This window comes from Pseudomonas sp. KB_12, assembly GCF_052114545.1.
Classification (GTDB): domain Bacteria; phylum Pseudomonadota; class Gammaproteobacteria; order Pseudomonadales; family Pseudomonadaceae; genus Aquipseudomonas; species Aquipseudomonas brassicacearum.
The window spans coordinates 146,817-166,611 of the sequence record NZ_JBFREY010000015.1 but is presented as its reverse complement, the minus strand read 5'-3'; the positions used below and the strand labels follow the sequence as shown (position 1 = coordinate 166,611).

Below are 19,795 nucleotides of genomic sequence, written 5' to 3'. Positions count from 1 at the left end.
ATCGGCTCAGTTTTCCCCTTCAACTGACAGCTCCGCAAGCGAAAAATGTAGGCACTCGATTTCTAATAATCAACACCGACCCTGGTCGCGTGCTTCGTGCGAGTCATAACAACAATGAAAACCCTCAAGACCCAAGTCGCTATTATCGGTGCCGGCCCCTCTGGCCTGCTGCTCGGCCAGTTACTGCACAACGCCGGGATCGACACTGTCATCCTCGAACGCCAGACCCCGGAATACGTCCTGAGCCGCATCCGCGCCGGTGTGCTGGAGCAAGGCATGGTCGAACTGCTGCGTCAGGCCGGCGTTGGCCGGCGCATGGACGCCGAAGGCCTGCCCCATGATGGTTTTGAACTGGTGCTCAACGATCGACGGGTGCACATCGACCTCAAGGGCCTGACCGGTGGTAAAAATGTCATGGTCTACGGCCAGACCGAAGTGACCCGTGACTTGATGGCCGCCCGCGAAGCCGCCGGCGCCCGGACCCTGTACCTGGCCAGCAACGCCCAACCCCACGACATGCAAACCGAAACCCCTTTCGTGACCTTCGAGCATGAAGGGGAAACCTGGCGCCTGGACTGCGACTACATTGCCGGTTGCGACGGTTTCCACGGCGTGGCGCGACAGTCCATTCCTGCGGAAAAACTCAAGGTCTTCGAACGCGTCTACCCGTTTGGCTGGCTCGGCGTGCTGGCCGACACCCCGCCGGTCCACGAAGAACTGGTCTACGCTCGCCATGCACGCGGTTTTGCCTTGTGCAGCATGCGCTCCAAGACCCGCACCCGTTATTACCTGCAAGTGCCCGCCGAGGAACAAGTGGCCGACTGGCCGGACGAGCGCTTCTGGGATGAACTGAAAAACCGCCTGCCCGCCGACCTGGCCGCAGCCCTGGTGACCGGCCCGTCCATCGAGAAAAGCATCGCCCCGCTGCGCAGCTTCGTGGTCGAGCCGATGCAGTACGGGCGGATGTTCCTGGTGGGCGATGCGGCCCACATCGTCCCGCCCACCGGCGCCAAGGGGCTGAACCTGGCGGCCAGCGATGTCAGCACGCTGTTCAACATCCTGCTCAAGGTCTATCGCGACGGCCGTGTGGATCTGCTGGAGAAGTATTCGGCCATCTGCCTGCGGCGCGTCTGGAAAGCCGAACGGTTCTCCTGGTGGATGACCTCGATGCTGCACCGCTTCGACGACGACGCCTTCAACCAGCGTATCAGCGAAGCCGAGCTGGAATATTTCGTCGACTCCGAGGCCGGTCGCAAGACCATCGCGGAAAATTACGTCGGACTTCCTTACGAGGCTATCGAATAGTCGCCTATCGACTTAAACTGCGGGTTTCGTCCATTTTGCCTCTCCGGCGCGATGCCCGCAGGTTCTGCCTTGACTCAGTTCAATACGCTCCACGCCCCAAAACCGGCCATCCGTAGCGTGCTGGCAGCCCTGATGCTGGCGATTTTCCTGGGTGCGCTGGACCAGACCATCGTCGCCGTCTCGATACCGGCCATTTCCGCACAATTCGCCGACGTCAGCCTGCTGGCCTGGGTGATTGCCGGCTACATGGTCGCCATGACCGTGGCGGTGCCGATCTACGGCAAGCTTGGTGACCTCTACGGTCGCCGGCCGCTGATGCTGTTCGGCATGGGCCTGTTCACCCTGGCCTCGCTGTTCTGCGGCCTGGCCCAAAACATGGAGCAACTGGTGCTGGCGCGGATTTTCCAGGGCATCGGCGCCGGCGGGATGATTTCGGTGAGCCAGGCGATCATCGGCGACATCATCGCGCCCCGCGAACGCGGTCGCTACCAGGGTTATTTCAGCAGCATGTACGCGGTGGCCAGCGTGGCGGGACCGGTGCTCGGCGGCTACATGACCGAGTACCTGTCGTGGCGCTGGGTGTTCTGGATCAACCTGCCACTGGGCCTGGTGGCCTGGTGGGTCGCCCGACGCAGCCTGGTCGGGCTGCCGGTGCCGCAACGCACGCCGATCATCGATTACCTGGGCACCGTGTTGCTGATCATCGGCCTGACGGCGCTGCTGCTGGGGATCACCCAGGTCGGCCAGGGTCATGCCTGGCACAGCCGTGAAGTGCTGGGGTTGCTGGGTTGCGCAGGAGCAGCGCTGGGGGTGTTCGCCTGGCACGAGCGCCGGGCGCGGGAGCCGTTGTTGCCGATGCACCTGTTCGCCAACCGCGATGCGGTGCTGTGTTGGTGCACGGTGTTCTTCACCAGCTTCCAGGCGATTTCCCTGACAGTGCTGGTGCCGTTGCGCTTCCAGAGCGTGACCGGCGCCGGTGCCGACAGTGCGGCGTTGCACTTGTTGCCGCTGGCGATAGGGCTGCCGATCGGCGCGTATTTCGCCGGACGCCGGACCTCGGTCACGGGGCGCTACAAGCCGATGATCCTGAGCGGCGCCCTGCTCTTCCCGTTCGCTATCCTCGGCATGGCTTTCACCCCGCCCGCCGCGCTCTGGCTGAGCAGCCTGTTCATGCTGCTCAGCGGCATCGCCTCCGGCATGCAGTTTCCCACTTCGCTGGTGGGTGCGCAGAACGCCGTACACCAACAGGACATCGGCGTCGCCACCAGCACCACCAACCTGTTCCGCTCCCTTGGCGGCGCGGTGGGCGTGGCACTGATGTCAGCGTTGCTGCTGGCCTTGCTGCAAGATTCAAGCTTCGCCCAGCTCGCCAGCTCGTCACTGATCGGTGAAGGGCATTCCGGCAGCGTCTTGCTGGACGGCCTGAACGCCGCCCCGGGCGAGGCGCAGAACGCCTTGCGCCAGGAACTGCAGGCGACGTTCCGGCATTTGCTGATGATCAGCGCAGCAGTGTCGTTGTTGGGACTGGCGGCCGCGGTGGCGATGCCCAATCGCCTGTTGCGTGGGCGAGATGACAAGGCTGGATAACCTGTAACACACGGCCTTTGTGGCGAGGGAGCTTGCTCCCTCGCCACAAAAGCATCATTGCCACAAAATTTCTTTAGGCCGTCGCCACGACACCTTCGGGCAGCACCACCGCGCTCATCCCGTCCTTCATGCGCTTGGCATCGCGCACAAAACAACGTGACGCCAAAAACAGGAACACCATGGTCAGGAACAGCGCCACCGGGATCAGGTACATCGCGTCATGCAGGCCGATGGCCTTGAACGCTTCGGTCATCTGGTCGACTCCGGCTGCGGCCATGGCCGTGCGGGCGAAGTAGTCGGACAAGCCGCCCACCACCACCGGCCCCAGGCCGCCACCGAGCAAGTACAGGCCGGCGAAGAACAGCGCCATCGCCGTAGCCCGCAGGCGCGGCTCGACCACGTCCTGGATCGCCGTGTACACGCAGGTATAAAAGGTATAGGCGAACAACCAGCCGACACTGAACACCGCGACGAACACGCCGATTTCAATTCGCCCGGCGTGCAATGCCCAGGCGGTGGTGAGCGTCGAGATCACCAGGCTGAACGCGGCGAACAGCAAGCGACCGCTGGGCACGCGCTGGTGAATCTTGTCGGCGATCCAACCGCCGAGGGTCAAGCCGAATAACCCGGTCACGCCCACCATGATCCCGGTGGCCACCGCCGCCTCGTGCAACGGCATCAGGAAATAGCGTTGCAGCATCGGCACCAGGAAGGAGTTGCAGGCATAGGTGGCGAAGTTGAAGCACAACCCGGCCAGCACCAGCCACAGGAAAGTGGGAATCGCCAATACTCGACGGATCGGTCGGTCGACCTTTTCCTGGGACACCTGCACGGTTTCCGCCGCGCCGCGCTTGGGTTCCTTGATGAAGAACATGAATAGCGCCAGCACCAAGCCTGGCACCGCCGCGATAAAGAACGGCGCGCGCCAGCTGTCGAAGGCCTTGACCATCGCGCCGATGGTGAAGAACGCCAGCAACAAGCCAATCGGCAGGCCCAGCATGAAGATGCCCATGGCCCGCGCCCGGCGATGGGCCGGGAACAGATCGCCAATCAGTGAGTTGGCAGCCGGCGCGTAGCTGGCCTCGCCGATCCCGACGCCCATGCGCACCAGCAGGAACGCCCAGAAACTGCCCACCAGGCCGTTGACCGCCGTCAGCGCGCTCCAGGTCGCCAGGCCCCAGCCCATCAACTTGCTGCGCGAACCGGTATCGGCCATGCGTCCCAATGGCAACCCGGCAATGGCGTAGACGATAGTGAAAGCGGTGCCGATGATGCCGATCTGGAAATCGCTGAGGCTCCACTCCATGCGAATCGGCTCGATGATGATCGCCGGGATGGTGCGGTCGAAGAAGTTGAACAGGTTGGCCAGGAACAACAGGAACAGAATGCGCCAGGCATTCGCCGCTTGGGTCGAGTTCTGCATGGGTCCGTCTCTTTTATTGTTATGGAGCATTAGCGGAATCTGCAATCTAGACAGCGGCGCGCGGGCTGTCTCCAATCATTCGCAAGGCTGATACCCATCCATGGCGAGCGGCGCGTTTCTTGATAACGGTCAATTTCCTGTAACAATTGCCATCATTTCGCCCATTCTTGATTAAAGATCGTCTCCCGGTGGCCGATTCAACCTATCAGGAAAGAATCTCTCGAGCGGCGCCCAGGCCATAGCCTTGGACGCTCGGGCCGACCTTCGCGCCATCCAGGACGCGAGCTCCCATCCGCGATGGTTCGATGACAGCGCTCGTCGAGCCAACCAGTTCAGGCACATGGCGCACAATGACTTCCAAAAAAACAGCCACTGCGGTATCCGATCTGACCCTGAGCCCGGCCGCCAACGGCCCTGAAGCCTCGAAACCATCGAGCAGCTCGAGCTCGCGTCCCCTGTCGACTCAGCAGTATCTGTATTTCACCGAAACCAACACCGACCGGATCCTCGACAACCTCGATGGCCTGCGCGACGCGGTGTTCCCGCGACCGCCCCATCTGGTAGAAGACGAGAACGACCGCGCCCAACAGGAATTCCCGTCGGTATGCCTGATCGGCCTGGGGCGCTGCGGTTCCAACATCGCCCTGGACGTGGCGGAGCTGGTGTACAACGCCCGCAAGTTCTACCTCAACGAATTCAACGCCGAAGACAAGGCTTACAGCGACAAGGGCTACAGCCCCGCGCAGTGGATCCGCAACAACCTGCGCCTGGGCAACAGCAAGGCCAGCAAACCGGTGTTCCTGGTGGAACCGCTGGTGATGCTCGGCGACCTGGACAAGGACATCGCCGGGCGCATCCGTTTCTCGCGCAAGGGCGAGAAAAGCGGCTTTTTGCGCGACTACAGCAAAATGAAGATCATGGACTTGTCGGAAGTCCACGCCGGTGGCGCCGGTAACGCGCCGATCCTGGGCCAGTACCTGGCCAAGATCATCCTGAACAAGGACACCCAGCGCTTCTCCAGCCCCGACTGGAAAATGATCCACTCGTACCTGATCGACAGCTGCGGCATCAAGGCCAACCAGTCGCGCCTGTACTTCTCGATCTTCAGTGCCGGCGGCGGTACCGGTTCGGGCATGGCCTCGGAGTTCGGCCTGGCCCAGCAATACTCGTACATGAACAAGACGTTCGACACCAAGCCGATGGACGAACACGACAGCAAGAGCGGTCACTCCTTCGTCTTCGAACCGATTTTCACCAGCGGCATCTGCGTATTGCCGAACATTTCCGACCACCGCAGTGAAATGTCCGAGGCCTTGCACATCAACGCCGGACGCCTGCTGTGCAAGTACCTGTCGGAAGAATGGGATTTCTCGTACAACTTCGCCAACGAAGACAGCAGCGAAGCCAGCGTGATGGGCCGTATCCGCCCCTGGAACGCGATGATGCTGATCTCCAACGACATCATGCGCTACGCCGAAGAAAGCGATGACGGCAACATCCAGAACATTGATGTCAATGCCATGGAGAAGCACGCCAACCAGTACATCTCCCAGCAGATCTTCAACATCCTGACGGCCCAGGCGGTTACCACCGACTACGACCAGAACTACTTCCGCCGTGCCGGCATCGACATTGGCGAAACCATTCGCCTGGACGCCAACGACCTGTTCATGAGCCTGGCCGGCCCGGTGGCGATTGCCTACGCCGAGTCCGTCGTTCCGGAAACCCCGGCGCCAAGCGGCGACAAGTTCAAGGTGTTCGAGAAAGAGCCGCCGCGCCTGAACATCGACGACCTGTTCTTCCGCTCCATCGACCTGCCGCACTTCAACAAAGTCACCCAGGCCATCGAAGGCATCAGCCTGTTGCCGATCGAATCCAAGCGCTACCGGGCGTCGCTGGAGCAGTACAAGAATTCCGGCTACGACGCAGCCGCCCTGCATGACCTGCACTTCTTCAAGAATTGTTCGTCGGTGGTGTCCATCGTCTCCCTGCCCAAGGACTACAAGCTGTCCTACATGGACCTGAACCGGCTCAAGACCCACCTCAACAGCCTGTTCCCCAACACCACCCTCAAGCGTTACGCGTTGGTGATCGGTGCGTCGGCCAACCTGTCGCTCACCACCCTGATCGCCAAGAGCCCGTGCCTGTCGGACGATTTCCTGACCCTGATCGTGGCCTTCATCAAACGCTGCTTCGCCCGCACCCCGTACCGCTTCGACGACACCCTGGACAACTCGATCCTGGACTTCATCATCAATGAAGACTTCGACGAAGAACGCATCGACGATCTGCTCAACGAATTCGAAAACCCGGCGAAGATCCTCGACACCAACTGGTACGCGATCAAGCCGATGTACGAGAAGAAATACCGCGAGCTGATCAACGACAAGGACAAGTTCGTCTCGATCAACGACATCCGCCTGTCCCGCGACTGCGTGAAGAAATCCATCAAGTACCTGCGCGAGATCTACCGTCACCGCATTGGCAAGACCAAGGTTATTTCCCTTAATAACCATACTGGCAAGAGTTACTGAGGCTGGCGCAGCAGCGTGTTGCCCCTTTCGCGAGCAAGCTCGCTCCCACAGGGTTTTGTGTACACAGACCCACTGTGGGAGCGAGCTTGCTCGCGATAGCGGCCCTGAATCCTGCACCTGAACAACATCCAGAAACAATTGAGCAGCCCAAAGGCTGCTCCATAAACTGTTCCCGTTACGTATACGTCACCCTCCCCTGTGGCGTTTCGCCACGGCAGGACGCCATCACGCTACTCACCTACACACTTTCTTGCCCACCCGAACGCGAACCAACTTGGTGCATCGATCAGTTCGACGCCCTTTCCTGGATCATAATCCAGGGCGAAACCACCACCGCCCAAAGCTGCGGATCACGCTCCAGAAAATCCAGCGCCCGCGTTTCAGACAGCTTGGCGAGCTGGTCGGCGGCCAGCCAGGCGGCGACTTTGTCGCCTTCGTCCTGGGCGACGGCTTCGGCGGCGGCGATCAAATCCAGTGCCGGATCGACCCACAATAGGGCACCCCTGGCAAAGAACGGCTCCAGCTCTTTCCAGGTGATGGATGCGGTTTCACCAAGCAGTTTGGCATAGAGGGTGCTAGGTTCTTGATTCATGGGACCTGTCCGGAAAAGAAATCGGCGCGAATGATAACGTCGGTGGTCTGGCAGAAAAACCCGGTAGCAATTGCAGTACCGATTGAAAAGCGCAGGAAAGCCAAGGATTGCCGATATGACCGGACAACCCCCGCCGCAATTCTGTCTTTTTCTTTCAATTAAGCGACACCCTCAGGTTTTGCCCCCAAGCGCCAGCTTCCCTTGCCAACAATCGGCGCTCTACACTGTACCGGTACAGTTGCCGGGGGCATTTTCCGCGAGGGTATCCAAGATATCTGACCCGGTTCTGCTGCTACGGCGCCAGGACTATAAAAACTACAACAGCATGAGTGGAGCACTATGACTAAGGCTACTAAGCAGATTTCCAAACTGTTTGCCGCTATGGTTCTGGCCGGGGTTGCCAGCCATTCGTTCGCCGCCGACACCATCAAGATCGGCATCGCCGGCCCAAAAACCGGCCCTGTAGCCCAATACGGCGACATGCAGTTCAGTGGCTCCAAAATGGCCATCGAACAGATCAACGCCAAGGGTGGCGTCAACGGCAAGCAACTCGTCGCCGTTGAATACGATGACGCCTGCGATCCAAAACAAGCGGTAGCGGTCGCAAACAAAGTCGTCAACGATGGCGTCAAGTTCGTGGTCGGCCACCTGTGCTCCAGCTCCACCCAGCCGGCTTCGGACATCTATGAAGACGAAGGCGTGGTCATGATCACCCCGGCCGCTACCAGCCCGGACATCACCGCTCGCGGCTACAAGATGATCTTCCGCACCATCGGCCTGGACAGCGCCCAAGGCCCTGCGGCCGGCAACTACATCGCCGACCACGTCAAGCCGAAGATCGTTGCGGTCCTGCACGACAAGCAGCAGTACGGTGAAGGCATCGCCAGCGCCGTGAAGAAAACCCTCGAAGGCAAAGGCGTCAAGGTTGCCGTCTTCGAAGGCGTGAACGCCGGCGACAAAGACTTCTCCTCGATGATCGCCAAGCTCAAGCAAGCCAACGTCGACTTCGTCTACTACGGCGGCTACCACCCGGAGCTGGGCCTGATCCTGCGTCAATCCCAGGAAAAAGGCCTGAAGGCCAAGTTCATGGGTCCGGAAGGCGTGGGTAACGACTCCATCTCGCAAATCGCCAAGGACGCTTCCGAAGGCCTGCTGGTGACCCTGCCGAAATCCTTCGACCAGGATCCGGCCAACGTCGCCCTGGCTGACGCGTTCAAGGCCAAGAAAGAAGACCCAAGCGGTCCGTTCGTGTTCCCGTCCTACTCCGCTGTCCAGGTGATTGCCCAGGCCATCACCGCAGCCAAGAGCGAAGACGCGGCCAAAGTGGCTGAAGCCATCCACGCCGGCACCTTCAAGACCCCAACCGGTGACCTGAGCTTCGACGCGAAGGGCGACCTGAAGGACTTCAAGTTCGTGGTCTACGAGTGGCACTTCGGCAAACCTAAAACCGAAGCTTCGCCTCAGTAAGGCCTGGCCTGACTGACTGCCAATAAAGCCCACGGCGTGCCGTGGGCTTTGTTTTAAATGTATTGGGCCGCGCTGGCGTGATCCGCCAGTCTCCCCACCTGAAAATCTCAAAACCGTCATCAGCGGTTCGCTGGCAAACCTCGTGTTCGAAGTGGATGCAGATCCACGGGACCCGGGCGGGAAAATGACTCCACCAGTGAAATGCGTATCAGGTTTTTAGGAGCGCTGTAATGCCTGACATCTATCACTTCTTCCAGCAGCTGGTTAACGGCCTGACCGTTGGCAGCACGTATGCCCTGATCGCCATCGGCTATACGATGGTTTACGGCATCATTGGAATGATCAACTTCGCCCACGGCGAGGTGTACATGATCGGCTCCTACGTGGCGTTCATCGCCATCGCCGGGCTGAGCATGATGGGACTCGACAGTGTCCCGCTGTTGATGACCGCGGCTTTCATCGCGAGCATCGTCGTCACCAGCTCCTATGGCTACAGCATCGAACGGATCGCCTACCGCCCCCTGCGCGGCAGCAACCGTCTGATCCCGCTGATTTCCGCCATCGGCATGTCGATCTTCCTGCAGAACACGGTACTGCTTTCGCAAGACTCCAAGGACAAATCCATACCCAACCTGATTCCGGGCAACTTTGCCATCGGGCCAGGCGGGGCACATGAAGTGCTGATTTCCTACATGCAAATCGTGGTGTTCGTGGTGACCCTGGTCGCCATGCTCGGCCTGACGCTGTTCATCTCCCGTTCCCGCCTGGGCCGCGCCTGCCGCGCCTGTGCCGAGGACATCAAGATGGCCAACCTGCTGGGCATCAACACCAACAACATCATCGCCCTGACCTTCGTCATCGGTGCGGCCCTGGCGGCCATCGCCGCGGTGCTGTTGAGCATGCAATACGGCGTGATCAACCCCAACGCCGGTTTTCTCGTCGGCCTGAAAGCCTTCACCGCCGCAGTACTGGGCGGCATCGGCAGCATTCCCGGCGCGATGCTCGGCGGGCTGGTGCTGGGCGTGGCGGAAGCCTTTGGCGCCGACATCTTCGGCGACCAGTACAAGGACGTCGTGGCATTCGGCTTGTTGGTTCTGGTTCTGTTATTCCGGCCGACCGGCATCCTGGGCCGCCCGGAGGTTGAGAAAGTATGACTAGGCATCTCAAATCGGCGCTCTTCAGCGCCCTGCTGGTCTGGGCCGTGGCCTACCCGGTACTGGGTCTTAAACTGACCATCGTCGGCATCGACCTGGAAGTGCATGGCACCAGCCCGGCCATCCTGGCAACCATCGCCGTGTGTTCGCTGCTGATGTTCCTGCGGGTGCTGTTCAGCACGCAGATCAGCGCCATGTGGAAGTCGTCGCCCGGCCTGCCGGTGATCCCGGCCAAGGCCAGCAACTTCCTTACCCTGCCATCGACCCAGCGCTGGATCGTGCTGGGCCTGATCGTCGTGGCACTGGTCTGGCCGTTCTTCGGCTCCCGCGGCGCGGTGGACATCGCCACGCTGATCCTGATCTACGTGATGCTCGGCCTTGGCCTGAACATCGTGGTAGGCCTGGCCGGCCTGCTGGACCTGGGTTATGTCGGCTTCTACGCCGTCGGTGCCTACAGCTATGCGCTGCTGTCCCACTACTTCGGCCTGAGCTTCTGGATCTGCCTGCCGATCGCCGGGATGATGGCCGCCACCTTCGGTTTCCTGCTGGGGTTCCCGGTCCTGCGCTTGCGCGGTGACTACCTGGCCATCGTAACCCTGGGTTTTGGCGAGATCATCCGTCTGTTCCTGCGCAACCTGACCGACATCACCGGTGGCCCGAACGGCATCAGCAACATCGAGAAACCGACGTTCTTCGGCCTGACCTTCGAACGTAAGGCCGCCGAAGGCCTGCAGACCTTCCACGAGTACTTCGGCCTGGAATACAACTCGATCAACAAGGTGATCTTCCTCTACCTGGTTGCCCTGTTGCTGGCCCTGGCCGCGCTGTTCGTCATCAACCGCCTGCTGCGCATGCCGATCGGTCGCGCCTGGGAGGCATTGCGTGAAGACGAAATCGCCTGCCGCGCCCTGGGACTCAACCCGACGATCATCAAGCTGTCGGCCTTCACCCTCGGTGCTGCGTTCGCCGGTTTTGCCGGCAGCTTCTTCGCCGCCCGCCAGGGCCTGGTGACGCCGGAATCCTTTACCTTCATCGAGTCGGCGATCATCCTCGCCATCGTGGTGCTGGGCGGGATGGGCTCGCAGTTGGGCGTGATCCTGGCGGCCATCGTGATGATCCTGCTGCCTGAAATGATGCGTGAATTCAGCGAATACCGCATGTTGATGTTCGGCGCCTTGATGGTGCTGATGATGATCTGGCGTCCTCAAGGTCTGCTGCCTATGCAACGCCCCCACATGGAGCTGCGCAAATGAGCCGCGAGATCCTCAAAGTCGAAAACTTGAGCATGCGCTTCGGCGGCTTGCTGGCGGTCAACGGCGTGGCCCTGACCGTGAAAGAAAAACAGGTGGTTGCGCTGATCGGGCCGAACGGCGCGGGCAAGACCACCGTGTTCAACTGCCTGACCGGCTTCTACCAGCCCACCGGCGGCACCATCGTGCTGGACGGCGAGCCGATCCAGGGCCTGCCCGGCCACCAGATCGCCCGCAAGGGTGTGGTGCGCACCTTCCAGAACGTGCGGCTGTTCAAGGACATGACGGCGGTCGAAAACCTGCTGATCGCCCAGCACCGTCACCTGAACACCAACTTCTTTGCCGGCCTGTTCAAGACCCCGGCGTTCCGCAAAAGCGAACGCGAGGCCATGGAGTACGCCGAGTACTGGCTGGACAAGGTCAACCTCAAGGAGTTTGCCAACCGTACCGCCGGGACCCTGGCCTACGGTCAGCAACGACGCCTGGAAATCGCCCGCTGCATGATGACCCGTCCGCGGATCCTCATGCTCGACGAACCGGCCGCCGGCCTGAACCCCAAGGAAACCGAAGACCTGAAAGCGCTGATCGGCGTGCTGCGCGAGGAGCACAACGTCACTGTGCTGCTGATCGAGCACGACATGAAGCTGGTCATGAGCATTTCCGACCACATCGTCGTGATCAACCAGGGCACCCCCCTGGCCAACGGCTCGCCGGAACAGATCCGCGACAATCCTGAAGTGATCAAAGCCTACCTGGGGGAAGCGTAAATGCTGCAATTCGAAAACGTTTCCACCTTCTACGGCAAGATCCAGGCCTTGCACAGCGTCAACGTCGAAGTCCGCCAGGGCGAAATCGTGACGCTGATCGGTGCCAACGGCGCCGGCAAATCCACCCTGCTGATGACGCTTTGCGGTTCGCCCCAGGCCCACAGCGGCAGCATCTGCTACATGGGTGAGGAACTGGTGGGCCAGGACTCGTCACGGATCATGCGCAAGAGCATCGCGGTGGTGCCGGAAGGTCGTCGGGTATTTGCCCGGCTGACCGTGGAAGAAAACCTCGCCATGGGCGGATTCTTCACCGACAAGGGCGACTATCAGGAACAGATGGACAAGGTCCTGCACCTTTTCCCACGCCTGAAAGAACGCTTCACCCAGCGCGGTGGCACCATGTCCGGCGGTGAACAGCAAATGCTCGCCATCGGCCGTGCGCTGATGAGCAAGCCCAAGCTGCTGCTGCTCGACGAGCCTTCCCTGGGCCTGGCACCGATCATCATCCAGCAGATCTTCGACATCATCGAACAACTGCGCAAGGACGGCGTGACGGTGTTCCTGGTGGAGCAGAACGCCAACCAGGCGCTGAAAATCGCCGACCGGGCGTACGTGCTGGAGAACGGTCGCGTGGTGATGCAAGGCACCGGTGAAGCCCTGCTGACCGACCCGAAAGTGCGCGAGGCGTACCTGGGCGGTTGAGTCTGCAGCAATAAAAAAACGGCCTTCGGGCCGTTTTTTTTGCCCAATGTAGGAGCTGTCGAGCGAAGCGAGGCTGCGATCTTGTCCCGGACAATTGAGTCTAAAGCGAAAGATCAAGATCAAAAGATCGCAGGCTTCGCCAGCTCCTACAGGTCTCAGCGCGAGCTTGCTCCCTCGCCACAGGTTCCAGGATCACTAAAAAAAATCATGCGCCCGCTGTAACGCTTTCCCACCTCCCCTCTCTAGTTCAGCAGACCGGCGCTAACGCCGGTTCATTTCCCTGAATGACTGGAGAATCATCATGACTGCTTCGACCCGCACCCTGTCCGCCACCGCCCTGATCCTGGCCCTGGGTTCTGCCCTGAGCATGACAGCCGTCTCGACCGTCCACGCAGCCGACGACACCATGGAAAAATGCTTCGGTGTCGCCCTCAAAGGCATGAACAACTGCGCCGCTGGCGCCGGCACCACCTGCGCCGGCACGGCGAAAATGGACTATCAGGGCAACGCCTGGAAATCGGTACCCAAAGGCACTTGCACCACAATGGAAAGCAAGACCTCCCCAACTGGTTTCGGCCAGCTCGAAGCGTTCAAAGCCAAGTCCTGATCGCATCTGCCTGAGGCCCGCCACCATGTTGAATAGCCCTTTCCTCGCCACTGATACCCGACTGCCACCAAGGGTGGGGCTGGGGCTCAAGGCCGAGCATTTTCGTGAGGTGCTCCAGACCCGACCGGACCTGGGCTTTTTCGAAGTGCACGCGGAAAACTACATGGTGGCCGGCGGGCCGCTTCATCACTTCCTGGGGCGGATACGCGAACAGTACCCGCTGTCGCTGCACGGCGTCGGCCTGTCGATCGGTGCGGAGGGGCCGCTGGATATCGCGCATTTGCAGCGCCTGGCCGCATTGATCGACCGCTATCAGCCCCAATCCTTTTCCGAACACCTGGCCTGGTCCAGCCACGGCCCGGTGTTTCTCAATGACCTGCTCCCCCTGGCCTACGACGAAGCAACCCTCGACCGTGTCTGCGAACACGTCGACCAGGTGCAGTCCAGCCTCAAACGCACGCTGTTGCTGGAGAACCCGGCGACCTACCTGGCGTTCGAAGCCTCGACCCTCGACGAGCCACACTTCATCAGCGAAGTGATCCGGCGCACCGGCTGCGGCCTGCTGCTGGATGTGAACAACGTCTACGTTTCGTGCATCAACCACTGCCGCGATCCACTGGCCTACCTCGACGCCCTGCCCCTGCAAGCGACCGGTGAAATTCACCTGGCCGGCTTTGCCGAAGACACCGACAGCCTTGGCGAGCGCCTGTTGATAGACGACCACGGCGCGCCAATCGACAACGCAGTCTGGCAACTGTACCTCAAGGTTCTGGCGCAGACCGGGCCGGTAGCCACCTTGATCGAGCGCGACAACCACATCCCCCCATGGGAGGTGCTGCTGGCCGAAGCGCGCCAGGCCGATCAACTTTTAAACGCCGTTGGAGCCCGATCATGAGCGACCAGCGCACATTCGCCGCCGCCCTGCTCGACCCGCGCAAGGCTTGTCCGCCCGGCCTGGTCAGTGCCAACGGCGCCGACCCGCAGAGCCGCTTCGCGGTGTACCGCAACAACGTGCTCAGTTCATTGATCAACGCCCTGGCCGACAATTACCCGGTGGTGGCGCAACTGGTGGGCGAGAAATTCTTCCGAGGCATGGCTGGGGTCTACGTTCAGTCGGCGCCACCGCAAAGCCCGTTGATGAGCGACTATGGGGATGATTTTGCCGGGTTCATCGAACGCTTCGAACCCGCCGCCTGCGTGCCGTACCTGGCGGACGTCGCCCGGCTGGAGCGACTGCACGTGCAAGCCTGGCATGCCGCCGACGCCGAGCCCATGGCCGCAGAACAGATTGTCGAGGCGCTGTCATCACCCACACAGACAAGGCACCAGAAGGTCGGTCTGCACCCGTCACTGCGGCTGCTGCAATCGCCCTTCGCCGTGGTGACGATCTGGGCCGCCCATCAGCACGAGCCCCCCGTGCCGTTCGAGGCATTTTCTGCGCAAAACGCCTTGGTGCTGCGCAACGGCCTCGACGTGCAAGTGTTCGCGATCAATCACGCGGCCCATGGGTTCATCACCGCCCTGCAACAGGGGCTGTCCCTGACCGCTGCCATTGAAGCCTCAATCGACCTCGACCTGGAACAGACCCTGGCGGGGCTCATTCGCCACAGAGCTATCACTCACCTCCTAGCTGAACAGGTATCCCCATGAACGCCCTGATTGCCGGTTCCATTCAATGGCTGGAGAAAATTCCCCACAGCCTGATCGCCTTCATCGCGCGTTTCTCGATTGCCGCGGTGTTCTGGAAATCCGGCCAGACCAAAATCGAAGGCCTGGCCATCGACTTGTTCGACGGCACCTTCCAGATCGGTCTGCCACGGCTGGCGGACTCGACCATTCCCCTGTTCAAAAGCGAATACGCCCTGCCGTTGCTGTCGCCGGAACTGGCCGCACACCTGGCGGCCTCTGCCGAGCATGTGTTCCCGGTCCTGATCCTGCTTGGCCTGGCGACACGCTTTTCAGCGTTGGCCTTGCTGGGCATGACCTTGACCATCCAGCTGTTCGTCTACCCGGACGCCTACCCGACCCATGGCACCTGGGCGGCGGTATTGCTCTACTTGATGGCCCGTGGGCCGGGGATACTGTCCATCGACCACCTGATTGCCAAGCGTTACGCCCACTGACTGCGACTAGAAACTCCTGTGGGAGCGAGCCTGCTCGCGATAGCAATACCCGCTCCAATACAGTTGTTGACTGACCCACTGCTATCGCGAGCAGGCTCGCTCCCACAAGGGCTATCCAATGGGTTGAGCCCCTTATTACTTGAGCCGATCCAACGCCTCGCCGCTGCGCTTGAACCAGTCGATCAGATAGTCAGCCAGCACCTGGGTGCGCTTGGGCAATCCACCCTGGTACGGGTGCACCAGGTACATCGGCATGCGCCGAGTCTGGTAGCCGCGTAGCAGCCAGTGCAGGCGTCCGTCGGCCAACTCCTCATGCAGCAGGTATGACGGCAGCCGGGCGATTCCGGCGCCGGCCAGGGCGGCTTTTTTCAGCAGGCTGTAGTGATTACTGGCGAACGGCCCGGACACCCGGACCCGCAGCAGTTCGTGTTGCTGGTGATAAAGCCATTCTTCCCGGCCGCTGTAGTGGCTGTTGAGCAGGCAGCGATGTTCGGCCAGGGCTTGGGGTGTCTCGGGTTCGCCATAGTGTTCGAGGTAGGCCGGGCTGGCGCAGGTCATTTCGTGCCATGCCAGCAATGGCCGGGCCACCAGCCGCTCATCGATGGCGGCGTCGGAACGGATCGCCAGGTCGAAGCCATCGCGGGTCAGGTCACGGTAACCGTTGTTGAGCTCCAGTTCGATCTGCACATTGGGATACGTACGAGCGAACTCCATCAGCAAGCCTTCGAAGAACGTTTCGCCCAACGAAACCGGCACCGTCATACGCACCGGCCCGGAAATATCGTCCTTCAGCCGAGCCAATGCCTGACGCGCCCGTTCCACCTGCACCAACAGCGCCTGGGCCTGGGGCAACAACGCCGCCCCTGCCGCCGTAAGGCTCAAGCGCCGCGTGGTGCGTTGCAGCAACACCACCGAAAACCGCCTCTCCAACAGACTGATGCGCTTGGACAACTGGCCCTTGCTGCACCCCAACTGCTGGGCCGCCTGGGTGAAGCTGCCGGCCTCCATCAACACGGCAAACGCCGCCAGGTCATCCATTTCGCTCATTGGATTGTTTCCAATTGAAAACCAAAGGTTGCCTATTAGCATGATTATCAATGGAAAGAACCCCTCTAGACTGAAAACTCATTCAACCCATTGGGAAACAACTCATGAAAATCCTGTTGATCGGCGCCAACGGCACTATCGGTTCGGCCATTGATAACGAACTGTCGCCGCGTCACGAGATCATTCGGATCGGCCGCCACAGCGGTGACCTGCAGGTGGATATCAGCGACAGCGCTTCAATCCGCGCGCTGTTCGCAAAGACCGGCCGCTTTGATGCCCTGGTTTGCGCCGCCGGTAACGTCACCTTTGCACCCCTGGCCGACATGACCGATGACAGCTTTGCCCTGGGCTTGAAAGACAAGCTGATGGGCCAGGTCAACCTGCTGCTGATCGGTCGCGAATTCGCCAACGACGGTGCATCCTTCACCTTCACCACCGGCGTGCTCAGCCACGATCCGATCAAGAGTGGTGCTTCGGCGGCCCTGGTCAATGGCGCCCTGGACAGTTTCGTGCGCGCCGCGGCAATCGAGTTGCCACGGGGCTTGCGGGTCAACTCGGTGAGCCCGAACGTGTTGCTGGAAGCCATGGACAAATACGCCCCGTACTTCCGCGGCTACAAACCGGTCCCGGCCGTCGATGTTGCATTGGCCTACGCCAAGAGTGTCGAAGGCCTACAAACCGGTCAGACCTTTCACGTGGGCTAACACCCCTTGTGATGCAGGATCAGTCTGAGTAACGTGGCGGCACTTGTCTGGAGACCCAATGATGCGTGCCGCCCGCTCCCTGCTGTTTGTCGCCCTCCTGCCGCTCTTCACCGGCTGCCAATTGCTCGACGCCCCTCGTCAGAGCGCCTCCCACGCCGGCCAGACGCGCATGCAAGGCGAGCTCACGGCAGCCGATGGCAAGCTGGTGTTCCAGCCGTGCCAGGAACAGCGCCGCTACATCGTCAATGACAGCGGTGGCACCAGCGTGCTGCAGCAGGCCGCCAGCCTGGCCGATGACCAGGGCAAGCTGTTTGCCGATGTGCGCGGCCGTATCGTCTCCAGCGCAGCGGCCGGCAGCGACAGCCAGTTGGACCTGGAGCAGTTGTATCGCCTGGAGCACTCGGGCAGCGCTTGCGATGACGGCAATTTCAAACTGCTGGTGTTGCGTGCCGCCGGTCATGGCCCGCAATGGAACCTCAAGGCCAGCGGCAAGGGCATGGTGCTTGAGCGTGAAGGCCAACCGACACTGGCGGTGCCTTACCTTGAAGAACAACTGGGCGATGGTCGCTTCAATCTCAGCACCGAAGCCAACGGCCAGAAGGTCGAACTCTGGCTGGCCGCCCAGCGCTGCGTCGACAGCACCACCGGCAGTGTGCAACACATGAGCGCCGAACTGCGGGTCAACGGTCAGGTCCAGCGTGGCTGCGCCTACTTCGGTGGTGCGCGCAACGACTGATTCGCCGTTTTTTGGCTTATAATCGCCGGTTCACGCCCTGGTGCAGTTGTGCATCCCGCGAACCGGATCCCACCATGTTACGAATCACCGAACTCAAGCTGCCGATCGACCACCCCGAAGAAGACCTGCGCCCTGCCATCGTGCAGCGCCTGGGCATCGCCAGCGATGACCTGCTCGACTTCACCTTGTTCAAGCGCAGCTACGATGCGCGCAAGAAATCCTCCGAATTGTGCTTCATCTACACCATCGACCTGACGGTGCGCGACGAAGCCAGCCTGCTGCGCAAGTTCGCCGATGACCGTAACGTCAACGAGGCGCCGGATGTCAGCTACAAAGTTGTGGGCCAGGCACCGGCCGACCTGGGCGAGCGGCCGATCGTGGTCGGTTTCGGCCCGTGCGGGATCTTCGCCGCCCTGCTGCTGGCACAGATGGGCTTCAAGCCAATCATTCTCGAGCGTGGCCCGGAAGTGCGCCAGCGCACCAAGGACACCTGGGGCCTGTGGCGCAAAAGCGTGCTCAACCCCGAATCCAACGTGCAATTTGGTGAAGGCGGCGCCGGGACGTTTTCCGACGGCAAGCTCTACAGCCAGATCAAGGATCCGAAATTCCTTGGCCGCAAGGTTTTGCACGAATTCGTCAAGGCCGGGGCGCCGGAAGAAATCCTCTACGTCAGCAAGCCGCACATCGGCACGTTCCGTCTGACCGGTGTGGTGGAAACCATGCGTGAGCAGATTCGCGCCCTGGGTGGCGAAGTACGCTTCCAGCAGCGGGTCACCGATGTGCTGATCGAAGACGGCCAACTGGTCGGCGTCGAACTGGCCAGCGGCGAGCAGATTCATTCGAAACATGTGATCCTGGCCCTGGGCCACAGCGCCCGGGACACCTTCCGCATGCTCCACAGCCGGGGCGTGTACATGGAAGCCAAGCCGTTCTCGGTGGGTTTCCGTATCGAACACCCGCAATCGCTGATCGACAGCGCGCGCCTGGGCAAGTACGCCGGTCACCCGAAACTTGGCGCCGCCGACTACAAACTGGTGCACCACGCCAAGAATGGTCGGTCGGTGTACAGCTTCTGCATGTGCCCGGGCGGCACCGTGGTAGCCGCGACGTCCGAGCCGAACCGCGTCGTGACCAACGGCATGAGCCAGTATTCGCGCAACGAGCGCAACGCCAACTCCGGCATCGTCGTCGGGATTACCCCGGAAGTGGATTATCCCGGCGGCCCGCTGGCCGGGATCGAGTTGCAGGAACGCCTGGAATCCCACGCGTACATACTCGGTGGCAGCAACTACGAGGCCCCGGCGCAACTGGTGGGTGATTTCATCGCCGGCAAGCCGTCTACGGCACTGGGCAGCGTCGAACCTTCCTACAAGCCAGGGGTGTCCCTGGGCGACTTGGCCCTGGCCCTGCCGGACTTTGCCATCGAAGCCATCCGCGAAGCCCTGCCGGCGTTCGAGAAACAGATTCGCGGCTACTCGCTGCACGACGCCGTGCTGACCGGCATCGAAACCCGCACCTCATCGCCCCTGCGCATTACCCGCAACGAATCGCTGCAGAGCCTGAACGTCAAGGGCCTGTTCCCGGCAGGTGAAGGTGCCGGTTATGCCGGCGGGATCCTGTCGGCGGGCGTGGACGGGATCCGGATTGCCGAGGCGGTGGCTCGGGATATCCTCGGCCTCGAGGCCTGAGGGGCCGATGCTGTTCACCCAAGGCAGGATTTGCCCGAGTGAACAGCATGACCCTGTGGGAGCGAGCTTGCTCGCGATGGCGGCCTGGCATCAACACAGATGTTGACTG

Annotated in this window: 18 protein-coding genes; 15 read left to right on the top strand and 3 right to left on the bottom strand. The window is 61.2% G+C overall.

Features of this window, described 5'->3' with window-relative positions; all coding sequences use genetic code 11:
- The first annotated feature begins 114 nt into the window (after nt 1–114).
- The gene (gene pobA, locus AB4Z20_RS14695; RefSeq protein ID WP_442090151.1) at nt 115–1,305 is read left to right on the top strand and encodes a 4-hydroxybenzoate 3-monooxygenase; all 1,191 of its coding nucleotides are present in this window, start codon (nt 115–117) and stop codon (nt 1,303–1,305) included.
- Nucleotides 1,306–1,356: 51 nt separating this feature from the next.
- Complete coding sequence (locus tag AB4Z20_RS14690; RefSeq protein WP_442090150.1) at nt 1,357–2,892, top strand: MDR family MFS transporter; 1,536 nt, start codon at nt 1,357–1,359, stop codon at nt 2,890–2,892.
- Between the two features lie 73 nt (nt 2,893–2,965).
- On the opposite strand, the gene AB4Z20_RS14685 is transcribed toward AB4Z20_RS14690, so the two are convergent.
- Nucleotides 2,966–4,315, bottom strand: a complete 1,350-nt coding sequence (locus AB4Z20_RS14685; protein WP_258690483.1) for a spinster family MFS transporter — start codon at nt 4,313–4,315, stop codon at nt 2,966–2,968.
- Nucleotides 4,316–4,665: 350 nt separating this feature from the next.
- On the opposite strand from AB4Z20_RS14685, the gene AB4Z20_RS14680 reads away from it, so the two are divergent.
- Nucleotides 4,666–6,849, top strand: a complete 2,184-nt coding sequence (locus tag AB4Z20_RS14680; protein ID WP_214511623.1) for a hypothetical protein — start codon at nt 4,666–4,668, stop codon at nt 6,847–6,849.
- Between the two features lie 286 nt (nt 6,850–7,135).
- On the opposite strand, the gene AB4Z20_RS14675 is transcribed toward AB4Z20_RS14680, so the two are convergent.
- Entirely contained in the window at nt 7,136–7,441 is a 306-nt protein-coding gene (locus tag AB4Z20_RS14675) for a DUF2288 domain-containing protein (RefSeq protein WP_253472034.1), read from the bottom strand.
- 339 nt (nt 7,442–7,780) lie between these two features.
- Here AB4Z20_RS14675 and AB4Z20_RS14670 point away from each other — a divergent pair, with 339 nt between their 5' ends.
- The 9 genes from AB4Z20_RS14670 to AB4Z20_RS14630 all read left to right on the top strand — a co-directional run bounded on the left by AB4Z20_RS14670 (nt 7,781) and on the right by AB4Z20_RS14630 (nt 15,511).
- Nucleotides 7,781–8,908, top strand: coding sequence for a branched-chain amino acid ABC transporter substrate-binding protein (locus AB4Z20_RS14670; RefSeq protein WP_253472032.1), 1,128 nt, complete (start codon nt 7,781–7,783; stop codon nt 8,906–8,908).
- A gap of 230 nt (nt 8,909–9,138) precedes the next feature.
- Nucleotides 9,139–10,062 carry a high-affinity branched-chain amino acid ABC transporter permease LivH gene (gene livH, locus AB4Z20_RS14665; protein ID WP_003198480.1) on the top strand — a complete coding sequence of 308 codons (924 nt, stop codon included), beginning with the start codon at nt 9,139–9,141 and terminating at the stop codon, nt 10,060–10,062.
- A complete protein-coding gene (locus tag AB4Z20_RS14660) occupies nt 10,059–11,315 on the top strand; it encodes a high-affinity branched-chain amino acid ABC transporter permease LivM (protein WP_214511621.1) in 1,257 nt (418 codons plus the stop codon). Before livH ends, AB4Z20_RS14660 begins: the two co-directional genes overlap by 4 nt.
- Nucleotides 11,312–12,079: a high-affinity branched-chain amino acid ABC transporter ATP-binding protein LivG gene (livG, locus tag AB4Z20_RS14655; protein WP_057448896.1), complete on the top strand. Its 768-nt coding sequence runs from the start codon at nt 11,312–11,314 to the stop codon at nt 12,077–12,079. Before AB4Z20_RS14660 ends, livG begins: the two co-directional genes overlap by 4 nt.
- Nucleotides 12,080–12,781, top strand: coding sequence for an ABC transporter ATP-binding protein (locus AB4Z20_RS14650; protein WP_442090149.1), 702 nt, complete (start codon nt 12,080–12,082; stop codon nt 12,779–12,781).
- Nucleotides 12,782–13,082: 301 nt separating this feature from the next.
- On the top strand, nt 13,083–13,388 hold the full coding sequence (locus tag AB4Z20_RS14645; protein WP_214511620.1) for a BufA1 family periplasmic bufferin-type metallophore: 306 nt from the start codon (nt 13,083–13,085) through the stop codon (nt 13,386–13,388).
- Between the two features lie 25 nt (nt 13,389–13,413).
- On the top strand, nt 13,414–14,283 hold the full coding sequence (gene bufB / locus AB4Z20_RS14640; protein WP_442090148.1) for an MNIO family bufferin maturase: 870 nt from the start codon (nt 13,414–13,416) through the stop codon (nt 14,281–14,283).
- Entirely contained in the window at nt 14,280–15,038 is a 759-nt protein-coding gene (locus AB4Z20_RS14635; RefSeq protein WP_442090147.1) for an HvfC/BufC N-terminal domain-containing protein, read from the top strand. The genes bufB and AB4Z20_RS14635 overlap by 4 nt, the downstream gene beginning before the upstream one ends.
- Nucleotides 15,035–15,511: a DoxX family protein gene (locus AB4Z20_RS14630; protein WP_320389997.1), complete on the top strand. Its 477-nt coding sequence runs from the start codon at nt 15,035–15,037 to the stop codon at nt 15,509–15,511. Before AB4Z20_RS14635 ends, AB4Z20_RS14630 begins: the two co-directional genes overlap by 4 nt.
- A 135-nt stretch (nt 15,512–15,646) precedes the next feature.
- Here AB4Z20_RS14630 and AB4Z20_RS14625 read toward each other — a convergent pair whose 3' ends face one another.
- The gene (locus tag AB4Z20_RS14625; protein ID WP_442090146.1) at nt 15,647–16,558 is read right to left on the bottom strand and encodes a LysR family transcriptional regulator; all 912 of its coding nucleotides are present in this window, start codon (nt 16,556–16,558) and stop codon (nt 15,647–15,649) included.
- A gap of 104 nt (nt 16,559–16,662) precedes the next feature.
- On the opposite strand from AB4Z20_RS14625, the gene AB4Z20_RS14620 reads away from it, so the two are divergent.
- The 3 genes from AB4Z20_RS14620 to AB4Z20_RS14610 all read left to right on the top strand — a co-directional run bounded on the left by AB4Z20_RS14620 (nt 16,663) and on the right by AB4Z20_RS14610 (nt 19,686).
- On the top strand, nt 16,663–17,262 hold the full coding sequence (locus tag AB4Z20_RS14620; protein ID WP_253472022.1) for a short chain dehydrogenase: 600 nt from the start codon (nt 16,663–16,665) through the stop codon (nt 17,260–17,262).
- Nucleotides 17,263–17,323: 61 nt separating this feature from the next.
- Nucleotides 17,324–17,998, top strand: coding sequence for a COG3650 family protein (locus AB4Z20_RS14615; RefSeq protein ID WP_253472020.1), 675 nt, complete (start codon nt 17,324–17,326; stop codon nt 17,996–17,998).
- 74 nt (nt 17,999–18,072) lie between these two features.
- Nucleotides 18,073–19,686 (top strand): NAD(P)/FAD-dependent oxidoreductase, encoded by a 1,614-nt coding sequence (locus tag AB4Z20_RS14610; protein ID WP_258690479.1) that lies wholly within the window; start codon nt 18,073–18,075, stop codon nt 19,684–19,686.
- Nucleotides 19,687–19,795: the final 109 nt, after the last annotated feature.

Coding starts and splice junctions, on each gene's coding strand:
- AB4Z20_RS14635 (WP_442090147.1), top strand. CDS start 14,280: ATGAGCGACCAGCGCACATTCGCCGCCGCCCTGCTCGACCCGCGCAAG.
- AB4Z20_RS14680 (WP_214511623.1), top strand. CDS start 4,666: ATGACTTCCAAAAAAACAGCCACTGCGGTATCCGATCTGACCCTGAGC.
- AB4Z20_RS14645 (WP_214511620.1), top strand. CDS start 13,083: ATGACTGCTTCGACCCGCACCCTGTCCGCCACCGCCCTGATCCTGGCC.
- bufB (WP_442090148.1), top strand. CDS start 13,414: ATGTTGAATAGCCCTTTCCTCGCCACTGATACCCGACTGCCACCAAGG.
- pobA (WP_442090151.1), top strand. CDS start 115: ATGAAAACCCTCAAGACCCAAGTCGCTATTATCGGTGCCGGCCCCTCT.
- AB4Z20_RS14685 (WP_258690483.1), bottom strand. CDS start 4,315: ATGCAGAACTCGACCCAAGCGGCGAATGCCTGGCGCATTCTGTTCCTG.
- AB4Z20_RS14670 (WP_253472032.1), top strand. CDS start 7,781: ATGACTAAGGCTACTAAGCAGATTTCCAAACTGTTTGCCGCTATGGTT.
- AB4Z20_RS14625 (WP_442090146.1), bottom strand. CDS start 16,558: ATGAGCGAAATGGATGACCTGGCGGCGTTTGCCGTGTTGATGGAGGCC.
- AB4Z20_RS14620 (WP_253472022.1), top strand. CDS start 16,663: ATGAAAATCCTGTTGATCGGCGCCAACGGCACTATCGGTTCGGCCATT.
- AB4Z20_RS14660 (WP_214511621.1), top strand. CDS start 10,059: ATGACTAGGCATCTCAAATCGGCGCTCTTCAGCGCCCTGCTGGTCTGG.
- livG (WP_057448896.1), top strand. CDS start 11,312: ATGAGCCGCGAGATCCTCAAAGTCGAAAACTTGAGCATGCGCTTCGGC.
- AB4Z20_RS14650 (WP_442090149.1), top strand. CDS start 12,080: ATGCTGCAATTCGAAAACGTTTCCACCTTCTACGGCAAGATCCAGGCC.
- AB4Z20_RS14630 (WP_320389997.1), top strand. CDS start 15,035: ATGAACGCCCTGATTGCCGGTTCCATTCAATGGCTGGAGAAAATTCCC.
- AB4Z20_RS14675 (WP_253472034.1), bottom strand. CDS start 7,441: ATGAATCAAGAACCTAGCACCCTCTATGCCAAACTGCTTGGTGAAACC.
- livH (WP_003198480.1), top strand. CDS start 9,139: ATGCCTGACATCTATCACTTCTTCCAGCAGCTGGTTAACGGCCTGACC.
- AB4Z20_RS14615 (WP_253472020.1), top strand. CDS start 17,324: ATGCGTGCCGCCCGCTCCCTGCTGTTTGTCGCCCTCCTGCCGCTCTTC.
- AB4Z20_RS14610 (WP_258690479.1), top strand. CDS start 18,073: ATGTTACGAATCACCGAACTCAAGCTGCCGATCGACCACCCCGAAGAA.
- AB4Z20_RS14690 (WP_442090150.1), top strand. CDS start 1,357: ATGCCCGCAGGTTCTGCCTTGACTCAGTTCAATACGCTCCACGCCCCA.